The 19,620-nt window shown below is 39.0% G+C and carries 16 protein-coding genes and 1 pseudogene; 3 read left to right on the forward strand and 14 right to left on the reverse strand.

The window, feature by feature from the left end; translation table 11 throughout:
- From NC799_RS15600 to NC799_RS15620, 5 genes and pseudogenes are all read right to left on the reverse strand, one after another.
- A pseudogene (locus NC799_RS15600) lies at positions 1–263 on the reverse strand (phosphate-binding protein); the annotation flags it as partial.
- 236 nt (positions 264–499) lie between these two features.
- The gene (locus NC799_RS15605) at positions 500–1,858 is read right to left on the reverse strand and encodes an alkaline phosphatase (RefSeq protein ID WP_272447373.1); all 1,359 of its coding nucleotides are present in this window, start codon (positions 1,856–1,858) and stop codon (positions 500–502) included.
- Between the two features lie 374 nt (positions 1,859–2,232).
- A complete protein-coding gene (locus NC799_RS15610; protein WP_272447374.1) occupies positions 2,233–4,947 on the reverse strand; it encodes an MBL fold metallo-hydrolase in 2,715 nt (904 codons plus the stop codon).
- 512 nt (positions 4,948–5,459) lie between these two features.
- Positions 5,460–7,001 carry a multicopper oxidase family protein gene (locus tag NC799_RS15615; RefSeq protein ID WP_272447375.1) on the reverse strand — a complete coding sequence of 514 codons (1,542 nt, stop codon included), beginning with the start codon at positions 6,999–7,001 and terminating at the stop codon, positions 5,460–5,462.
- Positions 7,002–7,311: 310 nt separating this feature from the next.
- Positions 7,312–7,689 (reverse strand): YkvA family protein, encoded by a 378-nt coding sequence (locus NC799_RS15620; protein WP_272447376.1) that lies wholly within the window; start codon positions 7,687–7,689, stop codon positions 7,312–7,314.
- Positions 7,690–7,803: 114 nt separating this feature from the next.
- Between NC799_RS15620 and NC799_RS15625 the strand changes: the two genes are divergently transcribed.
- Complete coding sequence (locus NC799_RS15625) at positions 7,804–8,340, forward strand: Chromate resistance protein ChrB (RefSeq protein WP_272447377.1); 537 nt, start codon at positions 7,804–7,806, stop codon at positions 8,338–8,340.
- A 191-nt stretch (positions 8,341–8,531) separates the two neighbouring features.
- Here NC799_RS15625 and melA read toward each other — a convergent pair whose 3' ends face one another.
- The gene (melA, locus tag NC799_RS15630) at positions 8,532–10,034 is read right to left on the reverse strand and encodes an alpha-glucosidase/alpha-galactosidase (RefSeq protein WP_272447378.1); all 1,503 of its coding nucleotides are present in this window, start codon (positions 10,032–10,034) and stop codon (positions 8,532–8,534) included.
- Positions 10,035–10,213: 179 nt separating this feature from the next.
- Between melA and NC799_RS15635 the strand changes: the two genes are divergently transcribed.
- Positions 10,214–10,669 (forward strand): NAD(P)H-dependent flavin oxidoreductase, encoded by a 456-nt coding sequence (locus NC799_RS15635; protein WP_334313870.1) that lies wholly within the window; start codon positions 10,214–10,216, stop codon positions 10,667–10,669.
- 477 nt (positions 10,670–11,146) lie between these two features.
- On the opposite strand, the gene NC799_RS15640 is transcribed toward NC799_RS15635, so the two are convergent.
- The 5 genes from NC799_RS15640 to NC799_RS15660 all read right to left on the reverse strand — a co-directional run bounded on the left by NC799_RS15640 (position 11,147) and on the right by NC799_RS15660 (position 15,135).
- Complete coding sequence (locus NC799_RS15640; RefSeq protein ID WP_272447379.1) at positions 11,147–11,407, reverse strand: hypothetical protein; 261 nt, start codon at positions 11,405–11,407, stop codon at positions 11,147–11,149.
- A 140-nt stretch (positions 11,408–11,547) separates the two neighbouring features.
- Positions 11,548–11,973: a MaoC family dehydratase gene (locus NC799_RS15645; protein ID WP_272447380.1), complete on the reverse strand. Its 426-nt coding sequence runs from the start codon at positions 11,971–11,973 to the stop codon at positions 11,548–11,550.
- 138 nt (positions 11,974–12,111) lie between these two features.
- Positions 12,112–12,663, reverse strand: a complete 552-nt coding sequence (locus tag NC799_RS15650) for an NADPH-dependent FMN reductase (protein WP_272447381.1) — start codon at positions 12,661–12,663, stop codon at positions 12,112–12,114.
- A 153-nt stretch (positions 12,664–12,816) separates the two neighbouring features.
- Entirely contained in the window at positions 12,817–13,977 is a 1,161-nt protein-coding gene (locus tag NC799_RS15655) for a GntP family permease (RefSeq protein WP_272447382.1), read from the reverse strand.
- Positions 13,978–13,992: 15 nt separating this feature from the next.
- On the reverse strand, positions 13,993–15,135 hold the full coding sequence (locus NC799_RS15660) for a glycerate kinase family protein (protein WP_272447383.1): 1,143 nt from the start codon (positions 15,133–15,135) through the stop codon (positions 13,993–13,995).
- Positions 15,136–15,292: 157 nt separating this feature from the next.
- On the opposite strand from NC799_RS15660, the gene NC799_RS15665 reads away from it, so the two are divergent.
- Positions 15,293–16,351 (forward strand): CdaR family transcriptional regulator, encoded by a 1,059-nt coding sequence (locus NC799_RS15665; protein WP_272447384.1) that lies wholly within the window; start codon positions 15,293–15,295, stop codon positions 16,349–16,351.
- Between the two features lie 191 nt (positions 16,352–16,542).
- Here NC799_RS15665 and NC799_RS15670 read toward each other — a convergent pair whose 3' ends face one another.
- The 3 genes from NC799_RS15670 to NC799_RS15680 form a co-directional block, all read right to left on the reverse strand.
- Positions 16,543–17,478 carry an NADP-dependent oxidoreductase gene (locus NC799_RS15670; protein ID WP_272447385.1) on the reverse strand — a complete coding sequence of 312 codons (936 nt, stop codon included), beginning with the start codon at positions 17,476–17,478 and terminating at the stop codon, positions 16,543–16,545.
- 39 nt (positions 17,479–17,517) lie between these two features.
- Positions 17,518–18,663, reverse strand: coding sequence for an NADH:flavin oxidoreductase (locus NC799_RS15675; RefSeq protein WP_272447386.1), 1,146 nt, complete (start codon positions 18,661–18,663; stop codon positions 17,518–17,520).
- A gap of 155 nt (positions 18,664–18,818) precedes the next feature.
- Positions 18,819–19,403, reverse strand: a complete 585-nt coding sequence (locus NC799_RS15680; RefSeq protein ID WP_272447387.1) for a TetR/AcrR family transcriptional regulator — start codon at positions 19,401–19,403, stop codon at positions 18,819–18,821.
- Between the last annotated feature and the right edge of the window lie 217 nt (positions 19,404–19,620).

Genomic DNA, 19,620 nt, shown 5'->3' on the forward strand with positions numbered 1-19,620 from the left:
CCTGCATTCACTTGAATGTCTGTACCAGGATTTTGGTTCATGAATTCTTCCGCTGCAGCTGCAACTAATGGTTGCATCGCACTTGAACCAGAAATGATGACAGAGCCAGTCAATTCTTCTGTTTCCGTGCTATTTGAATCGTTCGTTCCATTAGTATCTTCCTCAGATGCGTTTCCACCATCTCCTGAACCACACGCAGCAAGCAATCCAATCAATAATATAAGTAAAACGGCAAGTAATGAAATCTTTCCATTTTTAATCATTTGTTATCCCCCTATTATCTACTATTTATATTTGCTTGCTTAACCAAGCTTCTATTTTAGAATACTTGAGAAAGTTTAAGTTAGTGTTAACTACTTGTTAATTGTTTGTAAATGTTAGTAAAGTAGTACAAGTCCCATCACCAAGTCTATTACAAACGAAAAGGAAGAAACGTAGTGAACGTTTCTTCCTTAGTAGCCTCCTATTACTAGGATAGGGATGGGGGTAAGCAAAACTTCTATCGGAATAAATCTAACAATTTTTGTCCTGTTTCGTGATTATCCTGTAGTCCTGCAAATTTATTTGCTTGCGGGCCATAAGCATAGACGTTAACATCTACACCAGTATGGCCACCAGTAGTCCAGCCAGTACCAGAGCGAATATCAAAGATTTTTTCAATCGCACTGTCAATAGTAGATACTCCTCCAGCTGCTGCAGCATCTTTCACCGATTGAATTTCTTCATTAGATAATTCCAAATCTATATAATCAGATAAAACTTCTTCCACATCTGAACCATTTGCGATTTGAGAAGCCATGTAGTCTGGTGTGCGCTTAGCTGCTCTTAGTGGTGCCGGATCCCACTTATATTCACCGTCACGTCCCATTGTTAAGCCACCTGTTGAATGGTCAGCAGTAGTAACAACGAGTGTATGTTTGTCCTTTTTCGCAAACTCAATTGCACGTTCATATGCCTTTTCAAAATCTTCCATCTCGCTCATTGCTGCAACAACATCATTGTCGTGTCCAGCCCAGTCAATTTGGCTACCTTCAACCATCAAGAAAAATCCATCTTTGTCATTACTTAATCGCTCTATTGCAGCATCTGTCATTTCAGCAAGAGAAGGTACATCGTCTTCTCGGTCAATAGCCTTGTCCATACCTTTTGCTGCGAACAATCCTAATACTTGATCATTTTCGTTATTTAAAAGTTCTTCCGTTGTTGTTACATAACTATAACCGTCAGTTTGGAACTCTTCTGCAAGGTTACGGTCTTTACGTTCAAAGTAAGCAGTACCACCACCGAGCATCACATCTATTTTGTGCTCCCCGTTAATTAGCTCATCATAGTAATCATCTGCAATACTATTATAGTTTTTGCGTGACTCATCATGAGCTCCAAACGATGCCGGTGTTGCATGATTGATTTGGGATGTTGCAACAATACCAGTCGCTTTACCTTGTTCTTTAGCTAATTCTAATACAGTTTTGGTGTTGTTTTTTTCGATATCAACTGCTATTGCACCATTATATGTTTTCACCCCTGTAGCCATCGACGTAGCAGCAGCAGCTGAATCAGTGACACTTTGATCCTCATCCCAAGAATATGTTTCTTGTGCGCCTACTAAATCTTGATCAAAAGCAGTCTTTTCCATATAAGGTGTTGATTTATCATCTTTAAATGACCGGTAAGCCGTGTTATATGCTGGACCCATGCCATCTCCAATTAAGAAGATAACATTTTTAATTTTAGCCTCATTTGTTGTGTCAACCTTTGCTTCAACAAATGGATTTCCGATTGTAGCAAGTCCTCCCAATACAAGTGAAGTAACCATTGCTGCTGATAAAACTTTCTTACTTGTTTTTTTGTGAACCAAGATAAATTCCTCCCACACATTTTTTTGTAGTGATCAAAAGGATGGATAAAAAGACGGAATGCATTTATCAGCAAAACTTTTAAGAAAATAAATACAGTCTTAAAGGCAAGCAGCGTACATGCGATTTGTCATTGTTATCAACCTTTCCATTCAGCCTACAAATACACTTTACCAATTAACTATTAATCTACCATTAAGCTATTGTAAGGATTTCGTAAAGAAGCATTCTTATACTAACACCTAGTGAGCAATTTTATGCCGGATAGTCTTGCGACTTCAACTGTCTTGAAAAATGTAAGAAAAGCGCTGAATTTGAACAAATTCTGGGTTTTTTATTTAATAAAAATGTCCACGGATAATACCAGGTACCAAATTCAACCGATCTTGACCTGTAACTTATATCCTGTTTTCTTTTCAATAGCGGAATTTACTTCAGCAATCTCATCCGCTGTTGGTTGATTCGTAATTTTAACAGCCACTTCTTTTCGCTCGATATGAATCGATGGATTTCCTTTTAACCCCCACGATACTGGCGTTAGTTCCTTGGTACTTAAAATGATTTCGTTTTGCTTTGGCTGTGTTGCAAATTGAACTGCCATGCCAATACGATTGCTTAGCTCCCGCAGCATTTCTGTATAACGCGCTGCAACTTCAGGTGATATGAAATGCAATTCCATTAGTGGAGCCCCATTCTCTTGTTTCATACTAGTCTTGTAGATGGTGACGTTGTATGCTTGCGCCAATTGCTTGGCTAGAGAGATCGCTTGATTATTTTCCATCGGTTTTATATCTGAAGTTGGTTGATAAAATTCGCTATCGTGGTGATTAGGAATAGTATTCTCCTTATCTTCTGCAAATTGTAACGTAAACCCTGTTACTTCCTTAAAACGGTCAGAGATAGCAGTAACATTTTCCGGCTTTTTATTTTTGGCAACAACAAGTTGCTCATTAATATGAACTGATGGCATCTCGGTATTTTCTCCAAGTAAGGTGGACAGCAGTGGTTGAAATGCCTCATGTCTTACCGACTCAGAGAATTCAACATCCCACCCAGTCTGTTGCTTAATTTCGTTCGCAATTCGCTCGCGTTCTTCATTGGCTACCCCTTTTGGAAAGTCAAACGAAAGAGATAGATAATCATCTTTGACACCACACCTCTGGAAGCGTGGATGACCATCCATATAAGAACGAACAAAGTCCATCGCATGATTTGGATTCATCTTGATAGCCTGTATTGCCAAGTCTAAATTGGTTAGTTTAAAGCGGAAATCGGCATCTATCTTATAGCCAACCGTACCCTCTAAATCGGTATGACGATTTTTCTCAGGCAGTGTTTGTAGGGCTAACGCCACAGCAAATTGTTGTCTGGAATCCTTCATGTTCAATGCATGAAAAATTTCCTGTAGGGAGACTGCGTATTCAGGAATAACATCCCAGTCGATTCCCTCTACATATGGGCGACTAAAGGACAGTAAATCTTCTGACACCTCTTTAAATTCCTCCATCGACAACCCCCACGGACCAATAGTTTCTACGACATGATCCGCTTCCACTCTCACTAATTTTCCTTTCCCTGTATCACAAAAAAAGGTCGCTGTCTTTGGGTGTACATTTTGACAAATTCCAAACTTTAAGGTTTCTGCTCCGTCCTTTTTATAAAGCAGCACAGAACCAATTTTCTGCCGTAGCAGCTCTTGCTGACGGTTAACCTGATACCTTTTCCCGACAATTCCTTTCCCTTCCTTCCGTTTTTCAAAAGGATACGTTTCCCCGTTTTCAACCAATAGTGGATGAAACCTTGGATGGATTTTATCCGCCAAAGACAAGCGTGCGTCATCATCCCCATGAACAAGTAAGGTATAGGTAGGCTCGATTGTTTCGATAAAGCGTGTCATTTCACTTGCATCCGCATGCGCAGAAAGGCCAATTTTTTCAACCTGACAATTAACCTGGTGGGATGTACCATCAATGTCAAGTGTATTTTCTGTTCCATCAGCTAGAGCAAGTAGCTTTTTGCCGGGACTCTCTTCGTCCTGATACCCGGTTAAAAGAATCGTATTCTTCTGATCGGCTACCAGGTATTTTGCATACCAAGCACTCGCTCCACCAGTTAACATTCCAGACGATGCTACAATACAGGCTGGCTTACCATTTACAACGTCTTTGCGCTGTTGTGGGCTAACCGCAATACAACGTCCTTCTGTTAAAAATGCATCCCCATTTGCCCGAACACGGTGGGCAACAGGCCCTTTTAAATAATGGGGATAGCTTTTATAAACTCGACTAACCGGGGTTACTAGCCCGTCTACATATATCGGGAAAGAAGGAATCAACCCTTTTTCCATATAGTCCTGGAGGATTAACAATACTTCTTGTGCTCGTCCGAGTGCAAAAGCAGGAACAAGGGCAAATCCTCCATTTTCAATCGTTTCGGCAACCCTATTTGCTAACCGTTTCTCCTCAGTATTCCGATCCGAATGCATTCGGTTTCCATAAGTAGACTCCATAATCACCACATCCGCATGCAAACCTTTTACAACCTTCGCACCAGGAATCGTTCGTCCGCTACTAAAAGAAAGATCACCTGTAACAAGGAGACTTTCACCATCTACTTCCATCTGATACATCACTGCGCCCATAATATGTCCTGCACGATGAGCGGTAATCTGCATATTGCCCACTTTTAGATTACCATTAGCCGGAAGGAGTCGAATATGTTGTAAAAACGCGTTCATTTGCTCCTCGGTGTATGGCATTAAGGATTCCGTAACACGTGATTGATCGGTCAAAATTTTATAGGAATCTTTCATCATAATCTGCATTAAATCAGCTGTTGGCGGTGTAGCATAGACAGGAACTTTCGGATACATGGTATGTAAAATAGGTAAAGCACCGATATGGTCTGCATGTGCATGTGTCACAAGAATGGCTTCAGGTTGACTCAGTTCCTCAAGCATCCCAAACATCGGAAGAACATTTTCCCCATGCATCCGCATTCCCGCATCAATCACTATACTGGTTTCTTCCATTTGAATATGAAGACATGAAGCCCCAATTTCATTACCGCCACCAAGAATAGTAACTTTCATTCTAACACTTCCTTTTCCATCTATGATTAGGAGATTTGATTTCGTTACAATCTACATTTATCTTTGATATGTTTACAATAACATATGGAAATACTAGTTTGTCTATCAACCATATTTTATTGCACAAAGACATAACACCGCAAGTAGTTGGTAATGAAAGTTTGCAGTATCGGCTGATAATGAAATCAGGCTGACACTAATAACATAGGGAGTGGACATCGGGGTATGTAAGAAACTGCAATATTTTTGGTGCGTAATCGGACATTGAGTACGTGATTTTATAAAAATTTTAGCAAAATGGCTAGCTTTTTGTGAAAAGTAACTAGTTATCTGCAAATATTAAGAAAATCGAAGGGGTAGGCGCAGAAGCTGGACGTGGCTGCGGCTGGATATAATCCATGCTTGGATTTTTTTATATTTTCTTATCTAGCCAAAAAACGACTCTTCTTTCAAAAATCGAAATGAAGAGTCGTTTTAAAATTGTTAGATTTGGGTTCATGCTGTCGTCTTCGTTACTCTGGTTTATTTTCAACAGTTGGATCTGGTGTGAAAACAGGCTCAAATCCTTTGTACTTAACAAGCGTCACCATTCCTGCCGCCGCATGGTGAAGGTCGTGACAATGGAACATCCAATCACCAGGATTATCAGCTAAAAAGGCAATTTCATATTCTTCCCCCGGTTTTACATTGATGGTATCTTTAAAGACAGGGGCTCCCATTAAAGGCTCACCATTCTTGCTTATGACTTGAAAAAATACACCATGTAAATGCATTGGGTGTACTGCAGTTTCCGAGCTATTTACTAAAGTAACCTTTACTCTGTCACCCTGTTCCACTTCTAGTGTATCTGTATCTGGAAATACTTTATCATTTATTGTGTATTCTGTTTGCCCATCAACGGTACGATTGTTCAAATCTAAACGATATTCCACATCATATTGGTCATCAATCGAAAACGGATTTTCTGCTATTTCTCCATATGAAGTAAAATCAAACACCGGGAATTCATCTAATTGATTCGATGTGTCCGTGGACTCTCCGGTAAATCCTGTGGTGCGAATTTTGGTTTTCATGTCACTGCTCTGTTCCATGTTACCATGACATTCTATAAACCATTCGCCCTCTTCTTGGACAGTGAATTCTACATCATACCGTTCACCTGGTGCTACCTCAATGAGTGTCTCTGTGACTGTTGCCGGATTATTTATCGGTTGTCCATCAGTTGCAACAATTTGGAACTCCTGACCATGAATATCCATTTTATGTGCCATATTTCCCGCATTAACAAATCTGAGTCGCACTCGGTCACCCTTTTCCACTTCCATCTCAGGTATGCTTTCCCCGCTTTTTCCATTAATGAGGAATGTATCATACATTTCAGCCATATTCTCTTCACCACTCATATCCATGCTTTCGATGCTACTATCCACTTCTTCTCCCATGTCCATGCCTTCCATGCTACTATCCGCTTCTTCTTCTCCAACTTGCCATTCATCTAAAACAAGCGTAAAGTCCTTATCATAGCTAGGACTTTCATCTTCAACAATAATAGTTCCGTATAACCCTTTATCTAATTGATTTGAACCATCTTGATGAGAGTGGTACCAATATGTTCCTGGTACATCTGCTTCAAATTTATATTCAAATGATTCCCCTGGTTTCACAGCATTTTGCGTAACACCGGGAATGCCATCCATATTATTCGGCACTGGTAGACCATGCCAATGAATCGTTACTGGATCAGGCAATTCATTTTCTAACGTGACATCGATGGTTTCACCAACTGTCGCTCGAATTTGTGGACCTGGTACAATACCGTCATATGCCCATGTATCAACTTCACTCTCCATAGTGATACTTTGAGACGACTGCTTTGCCGTTATCGTAATCGGACCCTCGGACACGTCATATATCTTGCTAGTAGAATCAGCCTCGGTCACAGTTGGCAGTTTTTCTTCATATTGTGATGTAACTGACTCCTCACCTTGGGCACAGGCACTTAATATAAATACCGATACTCCTAAAAATGATAACCATTTAAATGATTTTCCCAACTCCCATTTCCCCTTTTCCCACATGTGTATTGAACCAGCTATTTCTCTAATAAAACAGGCGATGCTGATAACTTTCATATTATAGGAGAAGTGTGGAGAAAGTCAAAGAAAAGTGCAGAGTGGATTGGCGCTCGGAGCTAGACAGCTCTTGGATTTTTTTATTTTTGTATAAAAACAAATTTATTGTAGATGGTGGCTACAATAAGCGTAGCCACGGTTGTTTCTTATCTTGCAAAAAAATCAGACGAGAGATATATCTACCTCTCGCCTGTTCGCGACAAATTTCCATTATCATTTCCTGGTTTTTTTCTTAGATAAATAACGAAACAACCCAGTATAATACTGCAACCCAAACAAGGATGATAATAGAACCTGCTATCCAATTTTTCTTTTTCTCTTTTGGTGAATTTCTAACAAGGTCCCTGCATTCTTCAAGTACATCAGTTGGAATTAATTTTATAATAAACGTAATTGCGATAGGTATAAGAATTACATCATCAAGATAGCCTAAAATTGGTATAAAATCAGGTATAAGGTCAATTGGACTAAACGCGTAAGCAACTATAATAATGGAAAGTAACTTAACGAATAAAGGCGTTTTTGGATGTTTATATGCCTCAACTAACACAAATATATCTTGTTTTACTTTTCTTGCCTTGGATTTTAAACTAGTTAAGGCTTTCTCCATTTAGCTAGTCCTCCATTTACGATATTATCCCACTTAACAAAAGTGTAACTTATGTTTTACATTAATGCAACATGTGTTACACTTTTCACACTAAAGAATTTGGAGTTGAGCTATGTGAATTGTAATGGTTGGCTGATTTTCGCATATAAACTACCTTCTGACCCTTCTTCTGCTCGAGTAAAAGTATGGCGAAACCTCAAAACGATTGGGGTACATTATATCCAACAATCGGTATGCATTTGCCCAAATACGGAAGATACTGCAAAAAAAATATTAAAATTAAAATTATTTATTGCAGAAAATGAGGGAGAATCTTCCTTATTAGAAGTAGAAAAATTCACAGGCAAATCAGAGGAAGAAATAGTATCTGCCTTTAATCAAGAAAGAAAATTGGAATACAGTGAATTTATCGAAGAATGTAAAAAGTTCCAAGATGAAATAATTAAAGAGACGAATCAAAGAAATTTTACCTTTCGAGAAATTGAAGAAAATGAAGTTGAGTTACGAAGATTAAAGAATTGGCTCGTTAAAATTAAGAAAAGAGACTTCTTTCAGTGTGGTGCACAAGTTGAGGCGAAGCAAAACTTTGAAAACTGTATGACCATGTTCGAGAAATTCACTGAAGAAGTTTATAAACGGGAAGGAATATAATGGATAAGAAAAGCGCAAGGCGCCCTGGAAGACTAAGGCAGGCTACGAAGTGGAGCACAATTGACTACCGGTTGACCGTTGGTGTATGAAATAAGGCACTATAAAAAGACAACCGTCTATCTATAGTGCCTAGCATTAATTCATGGCACTAACTAAAGAGCTACTTGTCTTTACTCCTAGTGTTTACACTCTTAACGACTAGCAGGTCGTTGTTTTGCTTTATCTGATTCGCTAGCATTTTTGTTTGCTGCTTCTCGGTCCTGCGCCATTTCCTCCACGGTTTTTACTTTTAACCGTGCTGCACCACGATAATCTTTTGTTGGTAATAAATCTCCTTGTTCCAAGCGTTCTTTTGCTTCATGAATTGCGACGGAATACTGTGGTAACCATTCCGCTTGCTCCACTAATAATTCATCAACCATTTGCCAAATCTCTTTCGGATTACAAACAGCACCAACTAGTGGGTCCATCATCATCGCTTGGCGGAGCAATTGATCATCACCGTGCACAGCCGCTTCTACAGCTAACCGTTGCACAGAAATACTAACGTTGCATACAGCTGCACATCCGATTGGCAACTCACCAACATGTGGCATGCTAATCCCATTTCGATCGACATATCCAGGTGCTTCAATAATTGCATCATCAGGGAGATTTGAAATGACACCATTATTGACAACATTAAAATGACCTCGATACACACGCCCAGTTTCTAGGCCCTCTACAATGTAAGAGCCGTGTTCCTCACCACGATTCTCAAGCTTATATGCCAATGGCGGCTCTTTTAACCAGTTTGGAAAATCCGTCTCAAACCAGTTTCTTCCTTCCGTACAAACCCGTAAGTAACCGCCAGTCTCCCCATTGATCCAAGAACCTAAGTCAATCCATTCCTTGATTTCTTCTGGGCGCTTTCGGTACCAAGGTACATATTCACTCAAGTGTCCATTTGATTCGGTGCTGTAATATCCGAATCGGCGAAGCATATCGATTCTAACTTTCTCTGTTTTACTATACTCTGGATGATTTTCGAATGCTTTTAATAGACGTCCGGTCATATCCTCACCATTGTGCCCAACCTTTATATACCATGTCTGATGGTTAATCCCGGCACAAATTATATCAATTTCCTCTTTTTCTTTTCCAAGTACGTTAGCAATTTGCCGATGTCCACCTTGTACCCCATGACAAAGTCCAATCGTGTTAACCCCACCATACTTTTTACACGCCCACGTCAACATTGCCATTGGATTGGCATAGTTTAATAGAAGGCAATCTTTTTCAGCAACTTCTCGAATATCCTTACAAATATCAAGCATCACAGCAATACCACGCTGCCCATACATGATGCCCCCTGCACTCAGAGTATCACCAACGCATTGATCTACTCCATATTTCAAAGGAATTTCAATATCCTTTTCAAACGCCTCTAATCCACCAATACGAACGACATTAAAAATATATCTTGCACCCTTTAATGCTTCTCGACGGTCAACGGTTGATTGAATCGTAATTGACAACCCGTTCCAATCAATATCACGTTGACAGAGCTGCGTCACCATATCTAAGTTCTTTTGATTTATGTCGGTAAACGCAACTTCAACGTCGTTAAACTCTGGAACAGCCAGTAAATCTCTCAAAAGCCCCCTCGTAAACCCGATACTCCCTGCACCTATAAACGCAATTTTAAATGACACAATACCCCTCCCAATATACTATCCTTTTGAAAATTGTAAGCGCTTAATTTACGATTGTCAATTTAACAAGATTTTGTTACGCGCCGATTTGATAAAATTCCTTGTCTTTATCCTTTCTCTCGTCACATAAATATCTAACTATTAGAATTAAAAAAACAGATTTTAAGTAACGTTTACAGGTGGTAGACACTGTTAACATTCCTGTTGTTGCAGCTGGAGGGATTATGGATGGAAGAGGATTAATGACTTGTATTTGCCTAGGAGCCAAGGGTGTACAAATGGGGACAGCTTTCGTCACATGTACAGAAAGTGGTGCAAATAGACTACATAAAGAAGCGATTCTAAATGCTGATGAAGACCAGACTATTTTAACACGATCATTTTCAGGTAAATGGGCAAGAGCAATTAAAAACAAATTTGTTATCGACATGCAGGAATATGAAACACTTTTACCAGACTTTCCTATTCAAAATACGTTAACTAAAGATATTAGAAAATCTTCTGCGTTACAAAATAACCAGGATTTCATGTCTCTATGGTCTGGCCAAAGCCCAAGGTTAGCCAGAAGCCAGACGGTTGAATCATTGATGAAAAGTATTATTGCTGAAGCTACAAAAATAAAATTAGATATATAATAGTTGCCAGAAAAATCGGTGTTAGGCACTAGTGACAACCACTAAGAAGAAACAGAAGTATAATGGTACTAAAGGATCGTTCCAAACCGAAACAAACTTATCCCCCCCATAAACTTATCTATCAATATTTATTCTAGAGGGGATTAAATATGATTAATCTCGCAATAAGCTCATCTTTTTGATCCATGCATTTTCCCTAACATTTTAGACGATTATTCTATTTATTCTTTGAGAAAAACGGGTGTATAGCACCAGGGCACCAGCATATCTTTTTAACAAGCTAATAGATATCTTTAATTAGACGTATAATTATTCTTGGAATAAAAAGTAGAACTCTCACTATGATTTCAAACAAAATAGAATCACGTATTTCAATAAAAATCCCTCTGATAATTCTGCCTTTTTTCACCAAGCAACCCCTCGCACACTCCAATTTCCACTTCTTATATAAAACCTAGTTCACTTTATATCTACTTATTACCAGAATATAAAAATTGTTATAAACCAAATAATTGCAAGATCAAAGTCCACTATATATTTCCACTTATCATCTTTTTTTAAATAACTTTCTAGACCATCTATGAGGGAAGTAAATCCTCCAAAAATAAATGCCAATCTTAAAAAACCGAAATCTAATCCATTGATAATACTTATTACAAAGATGATACCGAAAGAAATCATTACTATCATTCTTATTGCTTTAAATAATTTGGTGCTTTCTCTTTTCTCAAAAAACAACCCGATTACATCCACCACCTGAAAAAGATACTTTTTGACACCAAAACTTTTATAAATTTAATTCTCCTATCTTAGTTATATACTACAATACAATGATTTCAACTTCATCATCAATAAAATATTAATAAGTTTTTAAAGCCTTATCGCTTTATTAATACAGATAAGTCACCCTCAAAAACTTTTTCTTCTTGATCATTAAAAGTTGATAATAATACAGTAACGATACCTGAATCACTTTTTGTTGTTTTTTTATCAATAACCTCAACAGAAAGATGGAGCTCATCTCCAGGGTAAACTGGCTTGGTAAATTTAACATTATTCATTTGTGTTCCAGCAATTACATCGTCACCATACCAGCCTTCTTCAACCCACAGTTTAAATGAAATGGCAAGTGTATGTATGCCAGAAGCAATGATCCCATTAAACCTTCCCTTATTAGCCTTTTCCTCATCCACATGCAAATACTGTGGATCAAATTCACCGGCAAACCTCATAATATTCTCTTTTGTTAATTGAAACGATTTAGTTTGATACACCTGTCCAATTGTAAACTGATCAAATTTCATCAAGACACCTCTGTTTTAGTTGTACTAATTTTTTTTGTACCACTATTTTAATTGATACGTTCGACAGACACCAGATTCTTGTCTATACTGTTTAATCCATACAAAAAATCCCCCTTAAGAAAAGGAGGACCTGTAATCTTATCTTAATGTTTTCATTGCCTTACTCCATGCAATTACTTGATCTAGCATAGTATTAACAGAGTCTACATGGAAATCAGCAGGTTTAAAGACGCTAAAATTTTCAAAATCAGTAAACAAGGAAATAGATACCTGGGCACGAACGTCAGCTACTTGTAGTTCCCCCATAATAAGTCGCAAGTTTTCTACAGCTCTTGTGCCACCAACACTACCGATCCCAACAAAACCAGCTGCCTTATTGTTCCATTCTTTATATATGTAGTCAATAGCATTCTTTAATGCACCACTTGTTCCATGGTTATATTCTGGTGTAACAAAGACAAAGCCATCAAATGAATCAATTTTTGCAGCCCATTTTTTTGTATGGTCATTTGCATATTGACCCATTGATGGTGGTACAGCTTCATCAAGTAGTGGTAGATTATAATCAGCAATATCAACTAGTTCAAATTCTGCATCATTTCTTTTTTGTGCTAATTCATAAACCCATTTTGCAACAGCTTCTGAATTACGTCCCGGACGTGTACTTCCAACAATAACTGCTATCTTCATAGTATAGATTTTCCTCCATTTTTTTGGTTAATTTTCCTTAAAGTTATGGATTATTTACCTCACTCCATATATCTCGAAGGTGAGATATATATTAATATAACCATATACCATTTGTCAATTATACTGATTTTCCTTGTTTGTATTGGATGATATCTAGCTAGTTGCTAACGGAACGGCACCCTCAATCCCAGCTGAACCGAGCATTGGGGCAATTAAGGAAGACGTAATGACAAGTGCAGCGGTGGAAGAACCTTGTGCTGTTTTTAAAGCAGCTGCAACAAGGAATGGAATCAACAAGAATAAAACACCACCAAATAATCCACCAGACGCAAGTCCTTCAATAACACCGGCAATGTCTGTGTTTTTTATTACTCCGCCAAAGGCACCACCGGCTCCTGTAATTAACAAGATTGGGGCCGAATCCGTTATTCCTTTGCCTACCCAATTCGTTAACGTTTCTTCATCTAATTTAGGCAATAATGAGAAAGATGCGAAAATACCGATAATTAAAGCAACTGTTGGCGAACCTAGAAAAATAAGAACGTTTCCAAAAGTTCCCTCAACACCAATAAACTTCACAAACGATCCAAGTGCAATTAATACAATCGGTAAGACAATCGGTAAAAAGGATTTAAATGTAGATGGTAGTGTTCCAAACGATTTTATAATTTCATCGTAGTCAATACTTTTCCCATCATCTTCCACTTCAATTTTCGACCCAACTCTAGTAGCCCATAGATAACCAACGATTACGGCTGGAATGGAAACGAGTAAACCAATACCAATAATAGTTCCAAGATAATCTGTCGCACCAATGTTACCAGCGGCAGCAATTGGACCAGGTGTCGGTGGTACTAACGTATGGGTTGCATAGAGACCAGTTGCTAAAGCAACAGACATTGAAGCAACAGCAACCTTAGCCCGTTTTGCCAATGCCTTCTTTAAACTAGAAAGAATGACAAAGGCCGAATCACAGAAAACAGGAATGGAGACAATGTATCCGATTATTGACATGGCAAGCTGTGGTCGTTTTGGACCAACAACGCGAAGAACTACCTCGGCCATCCGCAGCGCCGCACCTGATTTTTCTAAAATGGTTCCAATAATGGTTCCGGAAACGATTACAATTCCAATATAGCTCATCAAGCCACCGAAACCATTATTAATATTGTCAACTATGTCCATTAAAGGCATGCCCGAAGTAATCCCGATAAAAAAAGCACCTAATAATAATGATAAAAACGGATGCAATTTAAATTTTGCTGTTGCAACAACGACGAGTAGAACACCAATTGTTAAAATGACAAATAACAATGAAATAACCCCCTCTTAAGATGATTTAATACCTTGCAAATAAACTCTTACTACTTGCTCTGCTGCTAATTCTAAAAGTTCTTCCCCCTGCTCCATTGCTTCTGTTAAAGTCATAGGCTTATTGACAATACTATGAATTGCACTAATCCCATATTCATATAGCACCTCAATTCCTGTCCCAATCGAACCGGCAAGAACAAAGACTGGAATACCTTCTTGTTTGGCTGCTTCAGCTACACCCATCGGGGTCTTACCAGAGGCAGTTTGAAAATCAATCTGACCTTCCCCAGTAAAGACAAGCTCAGCATCCGATAATTGTTCCCTTAACCCCGTGTATTCGATTACAATATCAATACCACGTTGTGTTTTTGCAGGAAAAAATGCTTGGAACGCTCCGCCAATCCCACCAGCAGCGCCTGCACCGGCCTTGTCATGGAGGCGGATGCCATTCTTCCTCTCAACCAAATCTGCCCACTTTGTTAAATACGTATCTAATACCTGTACCATTTCTGGTGTCGCACCCTTTTGTGGTCCGAATACGTGGGAGGCACCATTTTGGCCGATGAGTGGGTTTTGGACATCTGAGGCGATTAGAAACTCCATCTTAGCAATCCGCGGGTCAAACGCTTGATCATCAATGGTGACAATCTGGCTTAATTGGTTAGCACCAAGCCCTACCTCTTGCCCGTTTTCATCAAGCAGCTTCATCCCTAGTGCTTGGAGCATACCAATCCCACCATCATTCGTAGCACTTCCCCCAATAGCCAAAATAAATTTCTTACAGCCGTCATCCAATGCCTTTTTAATCAATTGTCCCGTTCCATATGTTGTTGCTAGCAATGGATCACGCTCTGATTCTAACAAGAGATCAAGGCCAGATGCACTTGCCATTTCAATTACACATGTAACACCATCGCCCAAAATGCCATATTGGGCTGTAACAGGCCTATGAAGGGGACCAACCACCTCTACCTTTACCTTCGTTCCATTTGTTGCGGCAACAAGGCTATCCATTGTCCCTTCACCGCCGTCTCCTAAAGGAATGAGACATGTGTCTGCATCAGGAAGCACCTTCTTGATACCTCGGGCAATTGATAAAGCAGCAGCTTTTGCCGAGACACTCCCTTTGAATGAGTCGGGAGCAATCACAAATTTCATGTTTTTTCACCCCTATTTTAAAAGCGCTTACAAAACTGTATATTCATTATAGATGGCTATAGTATTATGTGTCATCGGTTACATAAAACAAATTTAATCTGTTTTTACACTTATTTTTTGTATACTATAACTATATAAGGGTATAAGGAGGTTGGACATGCTAACAACGGAAATCGCCAATGAAATTGTTAAACAAACAATGGTACGCTTAAATCGAAACATTAACATCATGGACCAAAGTGGAAAGATAATTGCTTCCGGTAACCAGCAACGAATCGGCCACATTCATGAGGGCTCACTCGAAGTTTTGCAAACCGGAAAAACGGTTGTTTTAAAAGAAGGAACCAATTGGAGGGGGGCACTACCGGGGATCAATTTGCCGATTGAATTTCAAAATAAGATTATTGGTGTGATTGGGATAACAGGAAATCCTACTGATATAAGTGAATTCGGGGAACTAACTAAAATGATAACGGAAATGATGGTTCACCAGGCATTCTGGGCAAACAAAGTGGAGTCAAAACAACGCATTAAAGAGATGGTTTTTGAGGAATTGCTTCATGGCAGAAAGAGTGAACAGCGACTAGCCTATTTAAACATCGATTTAAAGGAACCATTCCATGTTGGGGTTATGGAAATTGGGGAAACAAAGCTAAATATGCTTCGTCTTATCCAAATGATCGAAGAATCGCTTGGACCGAACTCACTTGTTGGCTTTTCAGGAGCGAATCGTTTATTTCTTTTGTTTTCAGGAAAAGCAAGTGCTGACGTAAACGAACAGACAATGAAGGTAAGAGACATACTTGAAAAACGAGAGATCTCATCGCGGATTGGTCTCGGATCGTCTGTGATGGGGGTAGATCTCATCTGCCAGTCTCATGAACAAGCAACAAACGCACTTATGTTTGGACAAAGGGACAGAACAATTACTAGGTATGAAGAAATTGAAATCAACGCACTACTAAGCCAATTATCTGATCAAGAGACAACTCATTTTACCCATCGCATTTTAGGAAGCCTTCCTGAAAAATGGATAGATACCCTTTCTGTCTTTTTTCAAATGAACCAAAATATCGGGGCAAGTGCAGAAAGCCTTTTTATCCATAGGAACACGATGATTTATCGCCTTAAACAGATCAAAGAACAAACAGGCCTTGATCCACAAAACTTCCAAGATGCAGTGACATTACAAATCGCCATATGGATGAGGAACTAGGGACGAAAAGCGCAGGGCGCCTTGCTAGACTAAGGCAGGCATAAGACAAGCTCTGACGTGGCGGTCTTTGCCACACAACTTATGACCCCGAGGGGCTAGGAAGCGGAGTGGACAGCTCTTGGATCTTTTTATACTTTTTTATCTTATAAAAATAGGCAACTTGGTATTATCGCCAAGTTGCCTTCATTCACTTATTTAACCTTAATAACAATTTTACCTCGAGCGTGATGGGTTTCACTTAACGCATGTGCCTCTTGAAGACCTTGTTCGCTAAATTCAAACGTCTCACCAATAATAGTCTTAAGCTCGTTAGACTCATACATGTCTGCTAAATGTTGCAATTGCTCACCCTTTGGTTCAAGCCAGTGAAATCTAGCATCTACACTATATTGTTGTGCCTCTTCTTCAGACGGGGGCTGTGCAATGGACACAAGTTTTCCCCCTTTTTTTAGCACCTTATAACTAGTTGATTGAACATCTCCACCAATCGAGTCTAAGACGATGTCATAATCTTGCAGGAATTCGCTAAAGTCATCTTGCTGATAATTAACTACTTGGTCAGCACCTAATGACTTTAGAAAAACTTCATTTTTTTCACTAGCTGTAGTTGCCACGTATGCACCAAAAGATTTTGCAATCTGGATGGCAAAAATACCTACACCACCAGCTCCAGCATGAATTAGAACTTTATCGCCTTTTTTAATTCCAGTAATATCAACGAGACACTGCCAAGCAGTTAGTCCTGCTAAAGGGATAGAGGCTGCCTCTTCAAAGCTCATCGATACTGGAACCTGGGAAAGTAAATTTTCATCAACAGCAGTGTATTCTGCATACGTACCTTGTCTAGTTGTTGCTGGTCTGGCAAATACTCGGTCACCAACTTCAAAGCGACTAACATTTTTCCCCTTTTCTACAATTATCCCCGCAGCATCCCAACCAAGTATAATTGGAAATTCAAATGGTAGCATCTCTTTCAGATAACCTGCACGCACCTTCCAATCAATTGGGTTAATCGATGTTGCATGTATTTCTAATAGAACCTGGTCATCTTGAATGGTTGGCTTTTCAATATTTCTTTCTTTCAAAACTTCCTTTTCTCCGTATTGATCAATTACAATAGCTTTCATTGTTCAAACCCCCTGTAATTTTTATGCTTTCTTCTTTTTTTAGCATAAACCATCTGGTCCACAAGCCATCCCTTCAGATATTATGGCTATTTTGGGCTTAACTTCAAAATCTTTCAATGTTGCCTTTGGCAGAAGGAACTTTTTAAAATCAAACTCACTTAAATCTTGACCATTTAATACTTTTTTAGGCCAATCCTGATTGCTTAAAGCACCTTTTCCAATTGTGACAATATCCGCTTTCCCTTCAGCAAGTAAATTTTTTGCTAATTGAGGATCCTCTAAAGAACCGTTGGCAATTGCGATTGTATTTCCGTACTTTTTTACAAGCTCGACCAGTGTAGGTCCAGATTCTCCAAATGCCGGTTCTGTTGCTTTTGGTTCTGGGATATGGATATAGTCTACATTTGCCTCCCCAAGTTGACTGAAAATAATTTCTGCATCAGCTTCCCCATTTTTCCACTTATGGTCGGGATCGTTTACTTTCGCTTGCCCAATACGAATTCCAACCGGATAGTCTTGACCAACCGCTTCTCGAACTGCCTGGACAACTTCAATTAATAAACGCATGCGATTTTCGGTCGATCCACCATATTGGTCTTGTCGTTCATTTGTATAATCGGTTAAAAACTGATCAAGTATATATCCATTAGCACCATGGATTTCAACCCCATCAAAGCCTGCCTCTTTAGCATTTTTAGCTGATGTGACAAAGCCTTGAATAACTTGTGAAATATCTTCCTCCGTCATTTCCTTAGGAGTAGAAAACTCACCCTCCCCACCATAAAATGATAATTTTTCACCTTTTGGCTTAATTGCTGAAGGACCAATGGATTGTTCTTTGAAGCGATTCCCTTGAGACAACGCACCAGCATGCATCAGTTGTAAAACTATTTTTGACCCTTCTTGGTGAACGGCCTTGACTACCTTTTTCCATGCTTCTGTTTGTTCTTTCGTTGCGATACCTGGTTGGTTAAGATACCCCTGACTATAGGCTTCATCCGTATACGTTCCTTCTGTAATAACCAAGCCAAACCCGCCACGAGCAAAATTCGCATAATATTGTGCCATATTTTCCGTTGCTAATCCTGTTGCTGTTGCACTCGTTCGTGTCATTGGCGCTAGCCCAATACGATTATCTATTGTCACATTCCCTATTTTAATTTTTGAAAATAATGTTTCACTCAATTTTACATCCACCTACTTCTCTATATTTAAGGTTTAACATTCCCAGTTAGGAAAAATAAATTCTCTTTTTACCTACCGGTTGGTACAGAAAGAGTCTAACAAAAAAGAAGAATAGAGTCAATTTTATTGTTCTCTAAATTCTTCTTATAATTTCTCTATACTTCTTTAAGATTGTATTCATGTCTGATAACATCTGTAATATCACGGAGCACTTGAATATCCTGTTTATTCTTCATTCGTAAAATGGCACCCTCGATCATAGCAACCATTGAGCGTGCGTGCTTTGTCGTATCGATGTTCTGGCCAAGCATTCCTTCTTGCTGCAATTCGTCTATAGTTTGCTTCACCTTATGCTCCCACCTGTCAAAGAAGGATGAAATTTTCTCCCGAAACATCGGATCGTGTTCACTTGTTTCAATTGCTAAGTTACCAATAGGGCACCCACGTTTTGCTTGGTTTTCCATTTGCATATCACAAATCTCGTCTAGCATTTGATTTAATTTCTCTTTAGGAGAGATCGGTTGATCCAAAATATTTTCGAATAAAGCCTCTTCCATAATAGCAATCAGATAATCGATCACAGCATCAGCAAGCTCCCGCTTCGAAGAGAAGTAATGATAAAACTGCCCCTTACCAATACCAGTCACCTGCAAAATCTCACTCAGTTTAGTATTTTCATAGCCCTGGGAATGGATAAGTGATGAAACTTTATAAATAATTTCTTCCCGCTTTGACGCCACCTTGTTCCCCCTCCTTTTCAAAAAGACTAACTTGTCCAAATATTTACTTATCTTCTGATTCTTTTCATATATCAAACACGGCAACATTTTACATTTGCTACTTATAATAGTAAGCTATTCTGTTAAATAAGCCAAATGAAGGGACATGCCCCTCCCTCTCCTGTTACGGTACCGAAGTTTTTCCACTATGCAAACCTCATTTCACATCTCATGATGG

It is taken from the genome of Aquibacillus salsiterrae (assembly GCF_028416595.1).
Classification (GTDB): domain Bacteria; phylum Bacillota; class Bacilli; order Bacillales; family Amphibacillaceae; genus Aquibacillus_A; species Aquibacillus_A salsiterrae.

Excerpts from the sequence above, each read along its gene's own strand:
- NC799_RS15610 (WP_272447374.1), bottom strand. The coding sequence starts at position 4,947 with ATGAAAGTTACTATTCTTGGTGGCGGTAATGAAATTGGGGCTTCATGT.
- NC799_RS15620 (WP_272447376.1), bottom strand. The coding sequence starts at position 7,689 with ATGGAGAAAGCCTTAACTAGTTTAAAATCCAAGGCAAGAAAAGTAAAA.
- NC799_RS15645 (WP_272447380.1), bottom strand. The coding sequence starts at position 11,973 with ATGAAATTTGATCAGTTTACAATTGGACAGGTGTATCAAACTAAATCG.
- NC799_RS15650 (WP_272447381.1), bottom strand. The coding sequence starts at position 12,663 with ATGAAGATAGCAGTTATTGTTGGAAGTACACGTCCGGGACGTAATTCA.
- NC799_RS15660 (WP_272447383.1), bottom strand. The coding sequence starts at position 15,135 with ATGAAATTTGTGATTGCTCCCGACTCATTCAAAGGGAGTGTCTCGGCA.
- NC799_RS15665 (WP_272447384.1), top strand. The coding sequence starts at position 15,293 with ATGCTAACAACGGAAATCGCCAATGAAATTGTTAAACAAACAATGGTA.
- NC799_RS15670 (WP_272447385.1), bottom strand. The coding sequence starts at position 17,478 with ATGAAAGCTATTGTAATTGATCAATACGGAGAAAAGGAAGTTTTGAAA.